Origin of the sequence: Massilia sp. Mn16-1_5 (genome assembly GCF_004798585.1) — a bacterium.
GTDB lineage: Bacteria > Pseudomonadota > Gammaproteobacteria > Burkholderiales > Burkholderiaceae_D > Telluria.
Window position 1 is genome coordinate 244,723 of sequence record NZ_PPXQ01000004.1, and the last position, 20,059, is coordinate 264,781.

Genomic DNA, 20,059 nt, shown 5'->3' on the forward strand with positions numbered 1-20,059 from the left:
TCACATTCGCGATGACAAGTTCGTATGTCAAAATAGGGATATGACCGTAGAACAGACCACCTCCCGCGCTTACCGCGGCGTCTCACCCGAACAGCGCCGCGCCGAGCGGCGTGCCAAGCTGATTGCCGCTGCCATCGCCGTGTATGGCGAGCGCGGCTACCGCAATGCCACGGTCAAGGCCGTGTGCGAGGCCGCCGGACTGACCGAGCGCTACTTCTACGAATCCTTCGAGAACAGCGAGGCGCTGCTGGTCACTTCCTTCAATGCCGTCACCTATGCCGTGTTCGACGAGATCACGGCGGCGGCGCAGGCAGCGGGCAGGGGCCGCGTGGCCAAAGCGCGCGCCATGCTCGACGCTTATTTCGGCGCGCTGCAGCGCTCGCCGGCCTCGGCCCGCGTCTACCTGGTCGAGATCCGCGGCGTCAGCCGCGAGGTGGACAAGGCCTTCGATGCGGCCCTGCGCGCGATCGGCGCCGAGGTGGCGCGCCGGATCGCGCCGGCCGGTCTCGAAGCCGACGAGCTGCTGCAGGCGGGCGTGGTCGGCGGCGTGATGCACATCGCGCTGCGCTGGATCGATGCCGGCTACCAGCCGCCGCTGGCCCGGGTGACCGATGCGGCGCTGCGCCTGGGTATGGTCCTCGCGCACACGGGCGCGAGGACGGCGCGTCCGCCACGGAGCGCTGCGGCTTGAAGGCGCTCTTTCCACGCGGCCTGCGCGCGCGCCTGGCGCTGGCCTTTTCGCTCTTGTCGGTGATCCTGGCCCTGGCGCTGCTCGGGACAGTCGAGCGGCGCGCCGTCGGCCAGCTCGAGCGGCAGATCGGGGCCGGCCTGGCCGACCTCGCGGTCCAGGCCTCCGACAAGCTCGAGCGCGGCATGTTCGAGCGCTACCGCGAAGTCGCGCTGATCGCCGACCGCCCCTCGCTGGCCGACCCGGCCTACGACAATGCGCGCCTGACGCGCACCCTGCGCCGGGTCCAGGAAACCTACAGCTACTACGAATGGATCGGCGTGGCCGGCATCGACGGCAAGGTCAAGGCAACCGGCAACGGCCTGCTGGTCGGCGCCGACGTGTCGAAGCGCCCCTGGTTCCGCCAGGGCCTGGAAGGCGGCTATGTGGGCGACGTGCACGAAGCCGTGCTGCTGGCGAAGCTGCTGCCGGCCCAGGCCGAACCGCGCCGCTTCGTCGACGTCGCTTTCCCCTACGTCGACGCCGCCGGCAAGGTCCAGGGCGTCCTCGGCGCGCACGTGTCCTGGAACTGGGCGCGCGAAGTCGCGCGTTCGGTGGTCGACGCCAATGCCCGCAGCGCGCCGCTCGATGCCCTGATCCTCGACGCCGGGGGCCGCGTCCTGCTCGGCCCGCCCGATCTGGCCGACCGCGTGCTCGACCTCGAGAGCGTGCGCCGCGCACGCACGGGCGCGGATGCCCGGCGCGGCCAGCACCTGGTCGAGCGCTGGCCCGACGGCCGCGACTACGTGGTCGGCTACCAGAAGGGCGCGGGACATGCGAACTATCCCGGCCTGGGCTGGACCGTGCTGGTGCGCCAGGACGTCGTCTACGCCTATGCGCCGGTGCGCGAGCTGCGCAGCCACGTGCTCTGGAGCGGCGCGGCGCTGGCCGCGCTGTTCTCGCTGGTCGGCATCTGGGTGGCGCGCAGCATCACGCGTCCGCTGGCGCGCCTGGCCGGCGCGGCCACCGATTTGCGTAAGGGCGGCGCCACGCCGATCGCCACCGGACCCGATGACTACGCCGAAATCCGCGCGCTGGGCCGCGCGCTCAACGCGCTGGTGAGCGACCTTGAGGCGCGCCGCGGCCAGCTCCTGGGGCTCAACGGCAGGCTGGAGGAACTGGTCGACGCGCGCACGCGCGAATTGCGCCGCGCGCTGGAAACCGTGCAGGCCAGCGAAGCGCGCATCCGCGCGATCGTCGAGACGGCGCAGGATGCCTTCATCGGCGTCGACCTGAAGGGACGCATCGTCGACTGGAACGGCCAGGCCGAGCTCCTGCTGGGGTGGCGCCGCGAGGAAGCCATCGGCCACGATCTCGGTGACCTGGTACGTCTAGACCAGTTGCGCGAAGCGGCCGGCGGCGCGCTGGGCGACTTCGCAGGCGGCGTGCAGGCCGGCCACGAGCGGCGCGTCGAACGCGTGGTCGCGGACCGCCACGGGGTCGAGATTCCGGTCGAGATGAGCACCGGCCTGACGGGCCAGGGCGAGGCCGCCGTGTTCAGCATTTTTCTGCGCGATATCACGGAGCGCAAGCGCATCGAGCGCATGAAGAACGAATTCGTCGGCACCGTCTCGCACGAGCTGCGTACGCCGCTGACCTCGATCCGCGCCTCGCTCGCACTGCTGGCCGACGGCGCGCTGGGCAGCTTGCCGCCGGACGTGCTGGAACTGGTCGAGATCTGCAACAGCAACTGCATCCGCCTGAACCGCCTGGTCGACGACATGCTCGACATCCAGAAGATCGAGGCCGGGATGATGTCCTTCGTGCCGGTCCTGCAGCCGCTGCTGCCGCTGGCGCGCGAGGCGATCCGCACCATGCGCGGCATGGCCGGCGCGGCCGGGGTGGCGCTTGAACTCGCGGTCGATCCCAACGACGAAGGCCTGCAGGCGCGCTTCGACCACGACCGCATGACGCAGGTGCTGGTGAACCTGCTGTCGAACGCGATCCGCATCGCGCCTGCCGATACCAGCGTGGTGGTGACGCTGGCGCCGCATGCGGATGGCGCAAGCCTGTCGGTGGCGGACAGCGGGCCGGGCATCGCGCCGGCGTTGCGCGAACGCGTGTTCCAGCCTTTCGTGCAGATCGGCGAACGGGGTTCCGCGCCGGCCGGCGGCACGGGACTGGGCCTGGCGATCTGCAAGCGCATCGTCGAAGAGCATGGCGGCAGCATCGCGATCGGCGATGCGCCCGGTGGCGGCGCCCTGTTCACGATCACGCTGCCGGCGTAAGGCCGGCCCGATTCGGCAACACGCTCAGGCGATCAGTTCGGCGCAGGCGGCCACCAGGTCCTTCGGGCTGAAGGGCTTGAGCATGTAGCGGTCGGCGCCGGCCGCCAGGCCGGCCGCCACATCCGCATCCTGGCCATAGGCCGACAGCAGCAGGATGCGGATGCCGCTGGTGGCCGGATCGGACTTCAGGCTGCGGCACAGTTCCAGGCCGCTCTCCGCGCCCAGGGAGACGTCGAGCACGATCAGGCGCGGGCGGTCGTTCGCTACCTGCGCAAGGGCCTCGGCCACGGTGCCGGCCGTCTCGACTCGTCCGAGGCTGAGGAGGCTGAGTCGAATCAGGAGGCGCAGCTCGCGCTGGTCGTCCACGACGAGGATGGGTTCAGCCATGGCTCCCTCCCAGCGCCGGCAGCAGGATGGTCAGCGCAGTCCCCGCCCCCGGGCTCGTGTCGAGTTCGACGCGGGCGCCGTGCAGGTCCATGATCTCGCGGAAGATGGCCATGCCCAGGCCAGTCCCTTCGGTGTCGAGCGCGCCCGGGCCGCGATAGAAGGACTCGAACAGCCGGCTGCCTGCCTCCTGCGTCATGCCGGGGCCGGCGTCGCGGATCTCGATGCCGATCGCCGGGCCCGGGGCCGCCCAGGTACGCACCAGCACCTCGGTGCCCGGCGTCGAGTAGCGCAGCGCGTTGTCGAGCACGATGCCCAGGGCTTGCGCCAGGCGCGCCGGGTCGGCCGCCGCGGGCGCCAGGTCCGAGGCCAGCTCCAGCCGCAGGCGGTCGTTCTGCCCGAGCGGGGCGACGATGCCCATCGCCTGCACCAGCGCGCCGTCGAGCGGCGTGGCGGCAATGCGTAGCCCGGCGCGGCCTCCGGCTTCGAGCCGGGCCAGGTCGAAGGTCCCGTTCAGCACCTTGAGCATGCGTCCGGCCTGGGCATGCACGATCTCGAGCAGCTCCTGGCGGCCGGCGGCATCGAACTCGCGCTTGAGCAGCAGCTCGGAAAAGCCGAGGATGCTGGCCAGCGGCGTGCGCAGTTCGTGCGAGGCCTGGGTCAGGTAGCGCTGGCGCCGCTCGCCGCCGGCGCGCAGCTGCGCGGCGCCCGTCAACGCGTGCACGGCGAGCGCGGCGAGGTCGGCCAGCCGGGCGCGCTCGTCCTCGCCGAAATGGCGCGGCGCGGGATCGAACAGGCACAGCGTCGCCAGGCGCGCACCGTCCGGCGCCGCCAGCGCTACGCCGGCCAGGAAACCATGGGCCTGCGCGTCCTCGGCGACCGTGATCCCGTCGCGCAGGGCGATATCGGTACAGAATCCGGCAAGGGCGCCTTGCTGGACGGGCCGGGCGCCGGCCCAGGCGGCCAGCCTGGTGCCGTCGCTCTCGTGCAGTGCGATGCCGGCACCGGCGACGCCGCATTGGCGCAGCGCCATGCGCGCGACACGCTCGAGCTCCGGAAGCGGGAAGGACAGGGAAGCCGGCATGGGGCTCAGCGCGCGACGGCGGTGGCGGGCGCCGCGATCGCTTCCTCGACGGCGGCGCGCAGCTGGGTGAAGGGCACCGGTTTCGGGAATACCGGGATGTCGGGCGGCAGGCCCATCGAATCGATGGTCGGGCGATCGAGGCCGCTGACGACGACGATCGCCATGTTGGCGCAGAGCGGGTCGGCGCGCAGGGTGCGGATCATGCGGAACCCGTCCATGCCCGGCATGCTCAGGTCGCTCACCAGGATGTCGGGACGCTGCTCGCCGATGCGCAGCAGGGCTTCGAAACCGTCGTGGGCCTTGACCACGTCGAGCGGCAGGTTCCAGCCGGCGATTTCGAGTTCGTACAGGCGCAGCAGGGTGCGGTCGTCGTCGACCAGCAGCAGCTTCTTCTGCTCGGGCGCGGGCGCGGCGGCCGTGGTCCCGGTGCCCGTGATTTCACGCCGTTCGTTGACCAGCTTGTGCACCGACGCCATCGTGATGCGGCGGTGGCCGCCGGCGGTCTTCCAGGCCTGCAGCGCGCCGTTCTCGACCCAGAGCTGGACCGTGCGGTGCGAGACGCCGAGCAGGCGCGCGGCATCCTTGGTCGAGCAGAAATCGGCGGCGTTGTAGGCGAGGTCGGAATGTGCGTCGGGTTTTTGCATGGTTACGAATCGTTCGGCGCCGGGGCCTGCGCACCGGCATTAAAAGAGTCATTATCGTCGAGGACGGCGCAGAGCGCAGCCAGATCGACCGGTTTCACGAAATGGTGATCGAAGCCGGCGCCGCGCGCCCGCACCTTGTCCTGCGCCTGGCCGTAGCCGGTGAGGGCGATGTAGCGCGCCGGGCGGGCACCCTGCAGGGCGCGCAGGCGCCGCACCAGCTCGTAGCCGTCGATGTCGGGCAGGCCGATGTCGAGGATGAACACCTCCGGCCAATCGGCGCCGGCGGCCAGCAGCCCCTCGTGCGAGCTGTTGCGGGTCGTGACCGCATGGCCGAAGGCGCCCAGCACCTCGGCCAGCGACTGCGCCGCGTCGGCATTGTCGTCCACGACCAGCACGCGGCGGCGCGGCGGCGCGGCGTTCGCCTGCAGGGCCGCGCCGGCATCCGCGCGCGCAGCGGGGCCGCGGGCGGCCGCGTCGAGCAGGTCGAAGACCACGCCGAAACTGCTGCCGCGTCCCAGTCCATCGCTGTGCGCCTCGACCCGTCCCCCGTGCAGCTGCACCAGGCTTTTCACCAATGCCAGGCCGAGACCGAGCCCGCCCTGCGAGCGGTCCGGGGTGCGCTCGGCCTGCGAGAACAGGTCGAACACGTGCGGGAGCATGTCGGGACCGATGCCGATGCCGTTGTCGCGCACGGTGAGCGCGACGCAGGCGCCGCGCAGGGCGACCGCGAGCGTAATCCGTCCGCCCTGGGGCGTGTACTTGGCGGCGTTGTTGAGCAGGTTGGACAGCACCTGCACCAGGCGTGTGCGGTCGCCGACGATGCGTGTCCCGGGCGCGTCCTGTTCCAGCGTGAAGTGGTGGCCGCGCGCCTCGATCAGCGGGCGCGCCTGCTCGATGGCGCCGGCGACGATCGCGTCGACCTCGACCACGTCGCGTTCCAGCGTCACCAGGCCGCGCGTGACGCGCGAGACGTCGAGCAGGTCGTCCACCAGGGCCGTCATGTGGCGTACCTGGCGGATGATGACTTCGCTCGACTGGCGCACGCGCGCTTCGTTCGAGCCGGCCATGGTCAGGAGCTGGGCGGCGTTGCTGATCGGGGCCAGCGGGTTGCGCAGCTCGTGCGCCAGCATCGCCAGGAATTCGTCCTTTCGGCGCGAGGCGGCGCGCAGCTCGTCGGTGCCGGCGCGCTGTTCGTGGATGTCGGTCATGGTGCCGACCCAGTGGGTCGCGTGGCCCGTCTCGTCGAAGGTCGGCAGGGCGCGGTTGAGGACCCAGCGGTAGCCGCCGCCATGGTGCGCCAGCCGGTGCTCGGCCTCGAACGGGCTGTTGTCGGCGAAGCTGGTCTTCCAGCGCGCCAGCAGCGCGGGCAGGTCGTCAGGATGGATCACCTGGCGCCAGCCGCGCCAGGCGAGGTCGATGTGGCGGATGCCGGTGTACTCGTGCCAGCGTTCGTTCACGTAGTACTCGGTGCCCTCGACATTGCTCGACCAGACCATCTGCGGGATCACGTTGGCGATGCTGCGGAATTTCTGCTCGCTTTCCTTGAGCGCGCGCTCGGCCTGTACTTGCGCCGTGATGTCCATGGTCGCGGCCACGGCCCCGGCCGGGGTACCGGACCCATCGAGCATGCGCTGGGCACGCACCAGGACGGTCTTGCGCACGCCGGGCGCCCGGGCCGGCTCGATCTCGAGTACGGCCTCGACGCTGTCGGCGCCGGCCAGCACGCGCGCTGTCGGCCAGTCGGTGCTCGCCAGCGGCGCACCGTCGGCCGCGGTCCAGCCGCGCCATGCGCCGTAGCCGGCCACGCCATCGGGCGCGTGGTCGCCCCAGATGGCGCGGTTGGCGGCGTTCGTCATCAGGAAGCGGCCCTCCAGGTCGGCGTAGGCGATGCCGACCGGCGCCGCTTCCAGCAGGGCGTCCAGGCGGCGCCGGCTGTCTTCGGCGCGCAGCGAGGCGGCTGCGGCGCGCGCTTCGCTGGCGATGCGCGCTTCCTCGGCCGCCTTGCGCGCGCTGATGTCGACGGCGATACCGGCAAAGCGCCGCCGGCCGCTGGCCGGATCGGCAAACACCTTGCCGCGTGCGTTGACCCAGACGTCGTGTCCGGCGCGCTGGGGAATGCGGTAGTCGATGTCGTAGCGGCTGTCCTCGCGGATGGCGGTCGCGATCGCGACCACCACGCGCGGACGGTCCTCCGGGTGGATCATGTCGGTGAAGCGTTCCAGCTCGGTGCCGGAACGTGCCAGCGCCGCGTCCACCTGGAACAGGCGCGCGAAGCGCTCGTCGACAAAGGTGGCGCCGTCGTCCAGGTCGTAGGACCAGGTGCCGATATTCCCGGACGCTTCGAGCGAGAGCGCGAGGCGTTCTTCCGCCTCCTTGTGGCGCGCGAGCGCCCGTACCTTGTCGGTGACTTCGACGCAGGTGCAGATCAGGCCGCGCACGGCGCCGAGATCGTCGCGCAAGGGGCTGTACGAGAAGGTGAACCAGGCCTGCTCGGGATAACCGTGGCGCTCGAGCGTGGTCGCGTAGTTCTCGAAGAAGAAGGATTCGCCGGCCAGCACCCGGCGGACATACGGTCCGAGGGTGTCCCAGACTTCGTGCCAGACGGCCGGGAAGGGCGCGCCCAGGCTGTCCGGCTTTTGCCCCAGCATCGGCTCGTAGGGATCGTTGAAGAACAGGGTCAGGTCCTCGCCCCAGACCAGGAAGGTCGGGAAGGACGAGCTCAGGACGATGCCAAGGCTGGTCCGGAGCGCGGCATCCCAGTCTTCCACCGGGCCGAGCGCATGCTGCGACCAGTCGCGGCTGCGGATACGGCGGCCGATGGCGCCGCCGTTGTCCAGGAAGCCGTACCGGCTTTGTTGCATGTTCACATTCGTCCCAGGTTGCAAAACTTTGTATTCTACACACGTTGACGAGTCGGCAATGGACGAAGCCACGGATGCGCCCCCGCTTCCGGCCCGTCCGGCAGGCTGGCGCGGCGCTTCCTCCTCGTGTATTAAGTTATCGTTTTTGCCGATTTCGATCATGTGCCGATACTACGGCATTTTGGCTGTTTCCTACCGAAAACATTTCGCATAAGTGGGAATAGGCGTTGCGGGCGCGACACAATTGACTCAGTCCCAGCCCTGCTCCGATTCCTTTTCGACACGCTTGAGGTCGCGCGCGAACATCTCGTTGAGCTCGTCGCGTGCGCGCTTGGCCATCGAGACGTACTGTTCGCGGTCCTTGTAGAAGGGGTAGACGGCATCCACGCTGGCCTTGTTGTGCTCGCGGAATTTCAGCGTCGCCTCGCGTGCGCGGTAGGCGCCGTAGCCCAGGTGGCACAGCGCGCGCCGTCCCAGCTGCAGCGCCGATTCGAAGGTTTCGCGTTCGATGATGGTCACGCCGCGGTCCATCAGCTGGTAGTAATGGGTGACGTTGCGCGCGCGCGCGAGGATGGGCAGGTCCGGAAAATTGTCGCGCAGGGCGTCGGCCAGGGCCAGGCTGTCCTCGATGTCGTCGATCGCCAGCACCAGGGCGCGCGCCTTGGCCGCCCCGGCCGCCTGCAGCAGGTCGATCCGGGTGGCGTCGCCATAGAAGACCTTGAAGCCGAAGCGGCGCAGCAGCTCGATCTGGTCGGGATCGTGGTCGAGCACGGTCAGCGGAACGCGGTTGGCGTGCAGCAGGCGTCCGACGATCTGGCCGAAACGGCCGAAGCCGGCGATGATCACGTGGCCCTCGTTGTCGTCGATGGAATCCGGCTCGCGCACGTTCTGGCCGTGGTAGCGCGGTTCGAGTATTTTGTCGTAGAGGACGAGCAGCAGCGGCGTGGTGACCATCGACAGGGCCACCACGGCCACCAGGATCGAGCCGGTCTCCGGCGTGAACACGCGCGCCGCGCCGGCCGCGCCGAAGACGACGAAGGCGAATTCGCCGCCTTGCGAGAGCAGGAAGGCGAACAGCCAGCGCTGGCCGCGGGCGATGCCGAAGCGGTGCGACAGCGCGAACAGCACGGCAAGCTTGAGCAGCAGGAAGCCGAGCACCAGCCCGAGGATCAGCCAGGGACGCGAGACGAAGACGCCGAAGTCGACCGACATTCCGACCGCGATGAAGAACAGGCCGAGCAGCAGTCCCTTGAAGGGTTCGAGGTCGGTTTCCAGCGCGTGCCGGTATTCGGAATCGGCCAGCAGCACGCCGGCCATGAAGGCGCCGAGCGCCATCGACATCTCGACCCACTGCATCAGCAGCGAGATCGCGATCACCAGCAGCAGGGCGAAGGCGGTGAAGATTTCGCGCATCCCGGACTTGGCGATGATGCGCAGCGCCGGGCGCACCAGGAAGCGGCCGGCGACGATCACACCGAGGATCACGCCGCCCAGGCGCGCCGCGCCGAGCCAGCCGTCGCCGGCGCCGCTGTCGCCCGCCGCGACGCCGAGCAGGGGGATCAGGGCGATCATCGGGATCGCCGCGATGTCCTGGAACAGCAGGATCGCGAACCCGGCCTGGCCGGCCGGTGTTCCCATCAGGTTGCGCTCGCCCAGGGTGGCCAGGGCGATCGCGGTCGAGGACAGCGACAGTCCGAGGGCGCCGACCAGGGCCACCTGCCAGGCCACGCCCAGCAGGAGCGCCGCGCCGAACAGCACGGCCGCCACACCCAGTACCTGGGCCGTGCCCCAGCCGAAGATCGGGCGCCGCATCGACCACAGGCGCGCCGGCTCGAGTTCGAGGCCGATCAGGAACAGCAGCAGGACCACGCCAAACTCGGAGAAATGCAGGATGGTTTCGACCTGCGTGATCAGGCCAAAACCCCAGGGACCGATCGCCATCCCGGCCAGCAGGTAGCCGAGCACCGCGCCCAGGCCGAGGCGCCGGGCCAGCGGCACGGCGAGGACGGCGGCGCCGAGGTAGACCACGGCGTTACTCAATAAGCTATGCTCCATGGGCGATCTCGTTTGGCTTGGTCATGAGAAAAGCTTCGAGGCGCGCACGGAAGCTCGCGACGTGGGCATCGATGGCGGCGTCGTCCGCGCCGTTCGCGCCATGCAGGATGTGCGGCGGCCACCAGTGCATCCCGCACAGCAGGGCCGTCTGCTCGAAGGGCGGCAGGTAGGCTTCGAAAGGGCGGCCATGGCGTTCGCCGGTGTGGTAGGCGTCCTCGGGACTGCCGGTGGTGACGGCCAGCCAGTAGCCCTTGCCGCGCAGCGCCGTGGCGCCGGGGCCATAGGCCCAACCCGGTTCGAGCACGCTGTCGACCCATTCCTTCAGCAGCGAGGGCATGCTGTACCAGCGGATCGGATGCAGGAACACGACCAGCTCGGCCTGCGCGAGCAGGGCCTGCTCGCGCGGGACGTCGATGAAGAAGTCTGGATAGGTTTCGTAGAGGTCGTGCACCAGCACCCCGTCGAGGGCACGCGCGGCATCGGCCAGGCGGCGGTTGATGCGCGAGCGGTGCGGCGCGGGATGGGCATACAGGACCAGGATGCGGGGCGTCGGCATGGGTGTGCTGGGTAATTGTCTTGCACGATTGTACATGCCGGTGCAGGGCAGGCGCTCTCCGCGCCTTCGCTTACACGCCCGGCGCCGCTCCCGGCAGCGGCGCCGCAGGCGGCAACAGGCCCTCGTCGACCAGCGTGCGCCAGAAGGCCGGCGGGATCTCGATGGCCATCAGGGTGGCGTTGCGGCGCAGGTGCTCGGGGCTGCTGGCGCCGGGGATGGTGGCCGCCACGACCGGGTGCGCGGCGCCGAACTGCAGGGCCGCGGCTGCGAGATCGACCCCGTGGCGCGCGGCGACCTGGCGCAGGCGCTCGCGCTGCGCGTGCTTGTCCGGCCCCGCCGGCCGGTAGTCGTAATGCTCGCCGCCGGCCAGGAAGCCCGAGTTGAAGGGGCCGCCCAGCACCACGCCGGCGCCGCGCTCGGCGCACAGGGGAAAGAATTCGGCCAGCGGCGTGGTTTCCATCAGCGTGTAGCGCCCGGCCAGCAGGAAGATGTCGGGATCGGACTGGCGCAGGCAGCGCAGGCAGGGCTCGACCGTGTTCACGCCCATGCCCCAGCCCTTGATCAGGCCTTCCTCGCGCAGCCGTACCAGGCCCTCGAAGGCGCCGCCCGGTCCCGCGGCGATGGCGAAATAGTGTTCGAACTCGGCGCGGCTGAACTGGTCGGGCGAGAGATCGTGCACGTAGACGATGTCGATGTGGCCGAGCGCGAGCCGCTGCAGGCTGTCCTCGACCGCGCGGCGGGCGCCGTCGGCCGTGTAGTCGACCACGCGCCGGAACGGCAGGCTCGATACGAAAGGCGCGGCGATTTCGCCGCTCGGATCCGGCCGCAGCAGGCGGCCGACCTTGGTCGAGAGCGTGTAGTCCTCGCGCGGGCGCCGGCGCAGCGCCTGCCCGAAGCGGTGCTCGGACAGGCCGGCGCCGTAGTGGGGCGCGGTATCGAAATAACGGATGCCGGCATCCCAGGCCGCGTCGACGGTGGTGCGGGCCGCCTCGTCGCTGGTGGTGTGGTACATGTCGCCCAGGCCGGTGCCGCCCAGGCCCAGGTGCGTGATCGGTCGGTAGCGCTGGTTCACGGTGCGTCCTTCTCGTCGGTTGGCGGAAGGGACATGATGCCCGCTGCCTCCGGCGCGCCGCGCACGCTTGACGTAAAAAACCCGGCCAGCGGGTGCTGTCCGGGTTGTGTCGCGATGCCGGCCGAGGCCGGCTGCGGGTCGATCAGAAGTGGAAGGCGACGCCGGCGCTCAGCTTCGTCAGGTCGCTGGTTGGCTTCGACACTTCCAGGCGGCCGGTCACGGTCGGCGAGAAGGAGTAGCCCAGGCCGACGCCGTAGACGACGCCGTCGTCCAGCGAGTCCGATGCCGAGATGCCCTGGAACTTGGCCTTGACCTTGATGTCGTTGTAGCCCAGGCGGCCGTACAGGTTGAAGCCGCTCGACAGCGGCAGGGTGCCGATCACCGCGATTTGGGTCTGGTCGACGTCGACGTCCACGTCGTCGCCGTCGAAATCGAAGGTGCCTTTTGCCAGGCGTGCGTAGCCGGCTTCGACAGCGATGGTTTCGCTGAACTTGTAGCCGACGAAGCCGCCGAAGCCGCCTTCACGGTCCGCGCCGTCCACTTTGGTGGAGGTGCCTTCGAGGCCGGCGTACAGCTTGGTGGTTTGGGCCAGAGCCGACGACGAAGCGATGACCAGGGCTGCTGCGACTGCGATTTGCTTGAACATGTCTTGGAACCTTTAATACAGTTATTTTTGGTGTGCTATGAATATGGCAGCAATGTTGCTGCACGGAACTAATTATGACAGGCTTTACGATAATTTACAATTCGCCTACAGAAAAGAGTTGTAAGCATATGTTAGGAAATACATATAAACCACATGGATTCAAGGGCTTGAAAACTCACAGATTCTAACCGGAGGTTTATATTTCCCTGCGGTAAATGTGAAATAGGAGCGGCAAGGCCCAAGGAAAAACAGCCTGGACCGCTTCAGCAAATCCGGGCTGTCAATGGTTCGTAGCCGATCAGAATTTGAATACGACGCCTGCGGCGATCTTGGTGACATCGCTGTTCGGCTTCTGCACTTCCAGGCGGCCCGCAACCACCGGCGTAAAGGCGTACGCCAGCCCCAGGCCGTAGACCAGCTTGCTCTGGTGTTCCTTGCCGAAGAAACCCGGGGCGTCGACGTCGACCGTCAGGCGGTTGTAGCCGAGGCGGCCGTAGAGATCGAAGCCGCTGCTCAGGGGCACGGAGCCGAGCACCGAGAGGTCGTACTGGTCGATCTGGACGTCCGCGTTCAGCGTGCCGGCGCTGTAGCGCTTGTCGGCCAGGCGGTGGAAACCGGCTTCCACGGAGATGTTGTCGTTGTATTTGTAGCCGACAAAAGCGCCGAAACCGGTGTCGCGGTCGAAGTCATCGAAATCGGTGGACGAGATGTCGATGCCGGCGTAGAAGGACGGCGGTTCGGCGGCGAAGCCGGCCGACGATGCGGCGAGTAGAAATGCTGCGGCTGCAATTTTCTTGAACATATCGGGTTTCTCTTTTGGATAATGAATTGAAAGAGGCCAAAAACATCGCTTCGGCCGGGCGCGGCTTGTCGATTGCCAGCCAGCGATTGTTGTCCGCGTCGGGCCATGCCGATATTGATCGCGCCCAGAATGGCGCGCCAGGCGATGCGCATTTCCAACGTTTTAATACGGCGCGCATGCATTGGCAGGCGTTACGAAATAAAAAGGCCTGCTCGCGCAGGCCTTTTTGTATCGAAGCAGTGCTTCAGATATGCAGCGCATGCCCCAGTGCCCGCAGCGCGGCTTCCTGCACCGCTTCGCCAAGGGTCGGGTGCGCGTGGATGGTCCCGCCCACGTCTTCCAGGGTGGCGCCCAGCTCGATCGAATGGCTGAAGGCGGTCGACAGTTCCGACACGCCGCGTCCGACCGCCTGCCAGCCGAGGATCAGGTGGTTGTCGCGCCGCGCCACGACCCGCACGAATCCGTCCGTCGATTCGATCGTCATCGCGCGGCCATTCGCCGCGAAGGGGAAGTTCGACACGATGGCATCGATGCCGGCGGCCTGCGCCTCGTCCGGGACCATACCCACAACCACCACTTCGGGATCGGTGAAGCAAACCGCCGGCATGGCGTTCGGCGCGAAGTGGCGGCGCTTGCCGGAGATGATCTCGGCCACCATCTCGCCCTGGGCCATCGCCCGGTGCGCCAGCATCGGCTCGCCGGCCAGGTCGCCGATCGCCCAGACGTTGCGCATCGAGGTGCGGCACTGGTCGTCGATCTTCACCGCGCGCCCGTTCATGTCCAGCTGCAGGGTTTCCAGGCCCCAGCCGCCGGCGCGTGGACGGCGGCCGACGGCCACCAGCACGCGATCGGCGGAGAGCACGATTTCCTCGCCGTTCGGCTGCTGGATGCGCACGCCGTCGCCGGCCGCGTTCAGGCCCAGCACCTTCGAACCCAGGCGCAGGTCGATGCCGAGGCGCTTCAGGGCCGCGCCGACCGGCTTGGTCAGCTCCGCGTCGTAGGCCGGCAGGATGCGGTCCGCCGCTTCGACCACGGTGACCTCGGCGCCGAGCTTGCGATAGGCCGTACCCAGCTCCAGGCCGATGTAGCCGGCGCCCACGACCACTAGCTGTTTCGGGATCACGGTGGGCGAGAGCGCCTCTGTCGACGAGACCACCATGCCGCCGAAAGGCATGAAGGGCAGCTCCACGGCTTCCGAACCGGCGGCCAGCAGCAGGTGCTCGCAGCGGATGCGCTGCAACTCGCCGTCCGCGGTTTTCACTTCGACTGTCTTGCCGTCCAGGATGCGGGCGAAGCCCTTAATCACCTGGACGTCGTTCTTCTTGAGCAGGCTGCCGACGCCGCCGGTCAGGCGCTTGACGATGCCGTCCTTCCAGCCGACGGTGCGGCTGACGTCGATCGACGGCGCGGCGCTTGAAATGCCGAGCGGCGAATCGCCGGCGTAGTGGCTCGCCTTCTCGAATTCCTCGGCCGCATGGATCAGGGCTTTCGAGGGAATGCAGCCGATGTTCAGGCAGGTGCCGCCCAGCTGGGCGCTTTCGACCAACATGGTCGGGATGCCCAGCTGGCCGGCCTTGATGCCGGCGACGTAGCCGCCGGGGCCGCCGCCGATGATGAGTAAAGTAGTGACGAGTTGCTGCATCGGCTCACTCCACGAACAGGGTTGCCGGGCACTCGAGGTAGCTCCGGATGGTCTGGATGAACTCGGCCGCCACCATGCCATCGATCACGCGATGGTCAAACGAGGAGGACAAATTCATTGTCTTGCGCGCGACCATGGCGCCATTCAGGATCACCGGCTTGTCGATGATGCGGTTGACGCCCACGATCGCCACTTCCGGACGGTTGATCACCGGCGTGGTGACGATGCCGCCCAGCGCGCCCAGGCTGGTGATGGTGATGGTCGAGCCGGAGAGCTCCTCGCGCAGGGCCTTGCCGCTGCGCGCCGCTTCGGCCAGGCGTGCCACTTCGGCGGCGCTGGACCACGGATCGCGTGCTTCGGCGTTGCGGACCACCGGCACCATCAGGCCGGCGTCGGTCTGGGCCGCGATGCCCAGGTGGACCGGATTGTAGGTGGTGACGATGTTGGCGTCGTCGTCGAAGCGCGCGTTCACCGAGGGGTACTTGCGGATCGCCAGAACGACTGCGCGCATGATCAGCGGCAGCAGGGTCAGTTTCGGACGCTGGCCGGCATAGCGCGCATTCAGCTGGACGCGCAGCGCTTCCAGTTCGGTGACGTCGATTTCCTCGACATAGGTGAAGTGCGGGATGCGGCGCTTGGCCTCGGCCATCTTCTCGGCGATCTTGCGGCGCATGCCGATTACCGGCATGGCCTGCTCGCCTTCCAGCACGGCGTAGCGGCGGTCGCCTTCGGCCGCCTTTTGCTGGCCGCGCGAGACAAAGGCGTCGAGGTCGGCGTGGCTGATGCGGCCGGCGGGACCGGAGCCGGTCACGTACTGCAGCTCGATGCCCATGTCCCAGGCGCGCTGGCGCACGGCGGGCGCGGCCAGCGGTTTCTCGCCGGCGGCGCGGCCGTGGTGGGCCGGGGCGGCGGCATAGGCCTGCGCGCCGCTGGAAGGCTGTACTGCCTTCGCCGGTGCCGCCGTCTCCGCGCTCGTCACCGAGGTGACGACGGTTTCCGGCTGGGCCACCGTGACCGGAATGAACTCGTCGACGGTCGCGCCGCCGTTCGCACGCGCGGCGGTGTTGCCGGCGCTTTCGGCCGCGGCCACCGCCTGGTTGCGCGCGGCCTGGGCCGGGGTCTTGGCGTCGCCGTTGAAGTTGCCTGCACCTTCGACCTCGAGGCGGATCAGTTCCGCGCCGACGGCCATGGCTTCACCGAGCTTGCCGCCCAAAGAGGTGACGGTGCCGTTGACCGGCGAGGGAATCTCGACGGTCGCCTTGTCGGTCATGACGTCGGCCAGCACCTGGTCTTCCTTGACCGTGTCGCCGGGCTGGACGTGCCAGGCGACGACTTCGACTTCGGCGATGCCTTCGCCCAGGTCCGGCATTTTAATGACGTGAATACCCATTTATTTTGCCTCCATCGCACGTTTGAACGCGGCGCCGACGCGGTCGGGCCCCGGGAAATACGCCCATTCCTGCGCGTGCGGATAAGGGGTGTCCCATCCGGTGACGCGCTCGATCGGCGCTTCCAGGTAATAGAAGCAGTGTTCCTGCACGAGTGAAGCCAGTTCCGCGCCGAAGCCGCTGGTGCGCGTGGCTTCGTGCACGACCACGCAGCGGCCGGTCTTTTTCACCGATTCGACGATGGTGTCGAGGTCGAGCGGCCACAGGGTGCGCAGGTCGATGATCTCGCAATCGATGCCGGTTTCCAGCGCGGCGGCCTCCGAGACCCAGACCATGGTGCCGTAGGTGAGCACGGTGAGATCCGCGCCCGGGCGGAAAATCGCCGCCTTGTCCAGCGGGACCGTGTAGTACCCTTCCGGGACTTCGCCCATCGGATGCTTGGCCCAGGACACCACCGGACGGTCGTGGTGGCCGTCGAAGGGGCCGTTATACAGGCGCTTCGGTTCCAGGAAGATTACCGGGTCGTCGTTCTCGATCGAGGCGATCAAGAGGCCCTTGGCGTCGTAGGGATTCGAAGGCATCACGGTGCGCAGGCCGCAGACGTGGGTGAACATCGCTTCCGGGCTCTGGCTGTGGGTCTGGCCGCCGTAGATGCCGCCGCCGCAAGGCATGCGGATAGTGAGAGGAGCCGTGAAGTCGCCGGCCGAGCGGTAGCGCAGGCGCGCCGCTTCGGAGACGATCTGGTCGGACGCCGGGTAAAAATAATCGGCGAACTGGATCTCCACGACGGGGCGCAGGCCGTAGGCGCCCATGCCGACCGCGGTGCCGACGATGCCGCCTTCGGAAATCGGGGCGTCGAACACGCGCTGCTTGCCATACTTGGCCTGCAAACCGTCGGTGGCGCGGAACACGCCGCCGAAGTAGCCGACGTCCTGGCCATAGATCACGACGTTGTCGTCCTTGCCGAGCATGACGTCCATGGCCGAACGCAGGGCCTGGATCATCGTCATTTGCGTGGTGACCGGTTTTGAATCATTGTCGTCGCGCGCCATCTCACACTCCCAATTGTTGACGTTGGCGGCGCAGGTGCTCGGGCATCTCTTTATAGACATCCTCGAACATCGACGCCGCGCTCGGGACGCGGCCATCGGCCAGCGTGCCGTATTGTTCGGCTTCCTTCTGCGCGGCCAGGACTTCGGCCTCCAGCTCGGACTGGACCTTCTCGTGCTCCTCATCGGACCAGGCGCCGATTTTTGTGAGGTGCTGGCGCAGGCGCGCGATCGGGTCGCCGAGCGGGAAGCGGGTCCAGTCGTCGGCCGGGCGGTAGCGCGACGGATCGTCGGAGGTGGAGTGCGGGCCCGCGCGGTAGGTGACCCATTCGATCAAGGTCGGCCCGAGGTTGTTGCGGGCGCGCTCGGCGGCCCAGCAGGAAGCCGCGTACACGGCCAGGAAGTCGTTGCCGTCCACGCGCAGGCTGGCGATGCCGGCGCCGACGCCGCGCGCGGCGAAGGTCACGCTCTCGCCGCCGGCAATCGCCTGGAAGGTCGAGATCGCCCACTGGTTGTTGACGACGTTGATGATGCAGGGCGCCCGGTACACGTGGGCGAAGGTGAGGGCGGTGTGGAAGTCGGATTCGGCCGTGGCGCCGTCGCCGATCCAGGCCGAGGCGATTTTCGTGTCGCCCTTGATCGCCGAGGCCATGGCCCAGCCGACCGCCTGCGGCACCTGGGTCGCCAGGTTGCCGGAGATGGTGAAGAAGCCTTTGGCCTTGACCGAGTACATGACCGGAAGCTGGCGGCCCTTCATCGGGTCGCGCTCGTTCGAGAGCAGCTGGCAGATCATGTCCACCATCGGATACTCGCGCGCCATCAGGAGGCTTTGCTGGCGGTAGGTCGGGAAGCACATGTCGCCATCCTTCAGGGCCAGCGCGTGCGCGGTGCCGATGGCTTCCTCGCCGAGCGAGGTCATGTAGAAGGACATTTTCTTCTGGCGCTGGCCGATGACCATGCGCGCATCGAAGATGCGGGTCTTCATCATCGTGCGCAGGCCGAAGCGCAGCTGCTCGGCGTCGATCTGCGGCGCCCACGGACCGACGGCATTGCCGTCTTCGTCGAGCACGCGGATGAGCGAAGAGACGAGATCGGCGGTATCGCCGAACTGGACGTCGGTCGGCGGCTTGCGAACTTCGCCGGCGGCGCTCAACTGTAAGTACGAAAAATCGGTCTTGCAACCCGGGCGGCCGGTTGGCTCCGGGACATGCAGCGACAGAGGGTTACCCTGGCTCATAATGCGCGTTTCCTTTGTGAGGTGATGTGCGGCAAGCTGAGATCATAAAGCGTGCGGCGGCGCGCACGGTCATTGCAGAGAAGTATTTTCGTGGTGCTTTGCAGCATAGATTGTGGGTGTCGGCACGCGCGCGGCGGCGATTGCGTCACCTATCACCGCGTGGGCGGGACACCCGCCCACCCTACGGCCAAGGTCGTAGGGTGGGCGGCTTTGCCGTCCACGCGGTGATCGCAATCGTTCGAGTTGCCACGGAGGCTACGGGAAAAACGTACCATGCCGAGCGCACGATCAGCCCGATACAAACCAAAGGTGCGCGTTGGAGGGCTATTGCTGTGCCACCCATCCGCCCCCAAGTGCCCGGTACAGCGCAATCAGATTCTCGACCTGTGTGCGCCGCAGCGTAACCAGACTCAATTCCACCTGGAATAAATTGCGTTGCGCATCGAGTTGCTCCAGATACGAGGCATACCCGGCCTGGTAGCGGTCGGTTGCATAGCCCAGCGAGCGGCCGAGGATCTCGCGCCGGCGGGCAGCATGGTCCACCTGCTCGGCCAGGCGCGGCACGCCGGCCAGCGCGTTCTCGACCTCGGAAAACGCCGTCAGGACCGTGCGCCGGTAGGCAAACGCCGCCTGGTCGCGCTGCGAAGCCGCCGCCTCGTACTGCGCAGTGAGGCGTCCGCCCGTGAACAGGGGCGCCAATACGCTGCCGCCCAGGTTCCAGACGGTGACCGGGTCGTAGTCGAGCGCGTTCACGAACAGGCTGCCCAGCTGGGCGCTGAGCGTGACCTGGGGCAGGAAGGCCTGGCGGCGCAGGGCGAGCGCCGCGTCGCTGGCGGCGAGCAGCAGTTCGCGCTGGGCGACGTCGGGCCGGCGCGCCAGCAGCGTCGATGGCAGGACGACGGGCACCGGCGGCAACGTCAGGGCGTCGAAGCCGGCGCCGCGCGCAACGGGGCCGGGCAGCTCGCCCGCCAGCAGGCGCAGCGCGTTTTCCTGGCGCCGCACGGCCAGTTCCAGTTCCGGAATCGCGCCGAGCACCGACTGGTATTCGGACTCGGCTTGGGTGAGCTGGAGTTGCGAGATGTAGCCAACCCGGGCCTGGTCCTGGGCCAGGCGCAGGGCCTCGTTGCGCGAAGCGACCGTTTCGCGCGTGATGGTCAGCTGGGCGTCGAGGGCGAGCAGGGCGACGTAGTTCTGCACGGTGCCGGCGGCGACCGCCAGTGCCGCCGCATCGCGCTCCGCCTGGCTTGCTTGGAACTGCAGGCCTGCGGCGCGGATCTGGTTGCGGATGCGCCCGAACAGGTCGGGTTCCCAGCTGGCTTGCAGGCCGGGCTGGATCGAGCGGCTGGTGCTGATCCCGGTGGCGGTCAATGAATGGCCGGCCTGGATGCCGAGCGCCGCGTTCAGCGCGGGCAGGCGTGCGCTTTCGGCCAGCTCGGCCTGGGCCCGTGCTTCGTCCACGCGCGCCACTGCGATCAGCACGTCGCTGTTGCGTGAAAGTGCTGCCTCGACCAGGCTGGCGAGCACCGGGTCGCCAAAGGCGCGCCACCAGTGCGGATCGACCGCGGCCGGACCCGCAACGGGCTCGCGCCAGGCCTCGGGGGGCGCCACCCGCGCTGCGTCCGGCATCTTGCGCACGGCCGGCAGACAGCCGCTCACTGCCACTGCCGTACCCGTCGCCAGCGCT

16 protein-coding genes are annotated in these 20,059 nt (G+C 68.3%); 2 read left to right on the plus strand and 14 right to left on the minus strand.

What is annotated here, in order from left to right; all coding sequences use genetic code 11:
- Positions 1-40 precede the first annotated feature (40 nt).
- Both C2862_RS06480 and C2862_RS06485 read left to right on the plus strand, forming a co-directional pair.
- Positions 41-691, plus strand: coding sequence for a TetR/AcrR family transcriptional regulator (locus tag C2862_RS06480; RefSeq protein WP_136219287.1), 651 nt, complete (start codon positions 41-43; stop codon positions 689-691).
- A complete protein-coding gene (locus C2862_RS06485) occupies positions 688-2,955 on the plus strand; it encodes a sensor histidine kinase (RefSeq protein ID WP_136219288.1) in 2,268 nt (755 codons plus the stop codon). Before C2862_RS06480 ends, C2862_RS06485 begins: the two co-directional genes overlap by 4 nt.
- A 24-nt stretch (positions 2,956-2,979) precedes the next feature.
- Here the strand turns inward: C2862_RS06485 and C2862_RS06490 are convergent, their stop codons facing one another.
- From C2862_RS06490 to C2862_RS06555, 14 genes are all read right to left on the minus strand, one after another.
- Complete coding sequence (locus C2862_RS06490; protein WP_136219289.1) at positions 2,980-3,342, minus strand: response regulator transcription factor; 363 nt, start codon at positions 3,340-3,342, stop codon at positions 2,980-2,982.
- Positions 3,335-4,423, minus strand: a complete 1,089-nt coding sequence (locus tag C2862_RS06495; protein ID WP_136219290.1) for a sensor histidine kinase KdpD — start codon at positions 4,421-4,423, stop codon at positions 3,335-3,337. Before C2862_RS06495 ends, C2862_RS06490 begins: the two co-directional genes overlap by 8 nt.
- 5 nt (positions 4,424-4,428) lie before the next feature.
- On the minus strand, positions 4,429-5,067 hold the full coding sequence (locus tag C2862_RS06500) for a response regulator (RefSeq protein ID WP_136219291.1): 639 nt from the start codon (positions 5,065-5,067) through the stop codon (positions 4,429-4,431).
- A 2-nt stretch (positions 5,068-5,069) separates the two neighbouring features.
- Positions 5,070-7,928: a PAS domain S-box protein gene (locus tag C2862_RS06505; protein WP_168710015.1), complete on the minus strand. Its 2,859-nt coding sequence runs from the start codon at positions 7,926-7,928 to the stop codon at positions 5,070-5,072.
- A gap of 249 nt (positions 7,929-8,177) precedes the next feature.
- Positions 8,178-9,983, minus strand: a complete 1,806-nt coding sequence (kefC, locus tag C2862_RS06510) for a glutathione-regulated potassium-efflux system protein KefC (protein ID WP_136219293.1) — start codon at positions 9,981-9,983, stop codon at positions 8,178-8,180.
- Entirely contained in the window at positions 9,973-10,539 is a 567-nt protein-coding gene (locus C2862_RS06515; RefSeq protein WP_136219294.1) for an NAD(P)H-dependent oxidoreductase, read from the minus strand. Before C2862_RS06515 ends, kefC begins: the two co-directional genes overlap by 11 nt.
- 70 nt (positions 10,540-10,609) lie before the next feature.
- On the minus strand, positions 10,610-11,611 hold the full coding sequence (locus C2862_RS06520; RefSeq protein ID WP_136219295.1) for an aldo/keto reductase: 1,002 nt from the start codon (positions 11,609-11,611) through the stop codon (positions 10,610-10,612).
- A 142-nt stretch (positions 11,612-11,753) separates the two neighbouring features.
- The gene (locus tag C2862_RS06525; protein ID WP_136219296.1) at positions 11,754-12,257 is read right to left on the minus strand and encodes an outer membrane beta-barrel protein; all 504 of its coding nucleotides are present in this window, start codon (positions 12,255-12,257) and stop codon (positions 11,754-11,756) included.
- Positions 12,258-12,555: 298 nt separating this feature from the next.
- On the minus strand, positions 12,556-13,059 hold the full coding sequence (locus tag C2862_RS06530; RefSeq protein ID WP_136219297.1) for a porin family protein: 504 nt from the start codon (positions 13,057-13,059) through the stop codon (positions 12,556-12,558).
- A 244-nt stretch (positions 13,060-13,303) separates the two neighbouring features.
- Positions 13,304-14,701, minus strand: a complete 1,398-nt coding sequence (gene lpdA, locus C2862_RS06535; RefSeq protein WP_136219298.1) for a dihydrolipoyl dehydrogenase — start codon at positions 14,699-14,701, stop codon at positions 13,304-13,306.
- A gap of 4 nt (positions 14,702-14,705) precedes the next feature.
- Complete coding sequence (locus C2862_RS06540) at positions 14,706-16,091, minus strand: dihydrolipoamide acetyltransferase family protein (RefSeq protein WP_136219299.1); 1,386 nt, start codon at positions 16,089-16,091, stop codon at positions 14,706-14,708.
- Positions 16,092-17,141 (minus strand): alpha-ketoacid dehydrogenase subunit beta, encoded by a 1,050-nt coding sequence (locus C2862_RS06545; RefSeq protein ID WP_210735900.1) that lies wholly within the window; start codon positions 17,139-17,141, stop codon positions 16,092-16,094.
- A gap of 1 nt (position 17,142) precedes the next feature.
- A complete protein-coding gene (locus C2862_RS06550) occupies positions 17,143-18,375 on the minus strand; it encodes a 3-methyl-2-oxobutanoate dehydrogenase (2-methylpropanoyl-transferring) subunit alpha (RefSeq protein ID WP_136219300.1) in 1,233 nt (410 codons plus the stop codon).
- Positions 18,376-18,699: 324 nt separating this feature from the next.
- Positions 18,700-20,031 (minus strand): efflux transporter outer membrane subunit, encoded by a 1,332-nt coding sequence (locus tag C2862_RS06555; protein ID WP_307723534.1) that lies wholly within the window; start codon positions 20,029-20,031, stop codon positions 18,700-18,702.
- Positions 20,032-20,059 lie beyond the last annotated feature (28 nt).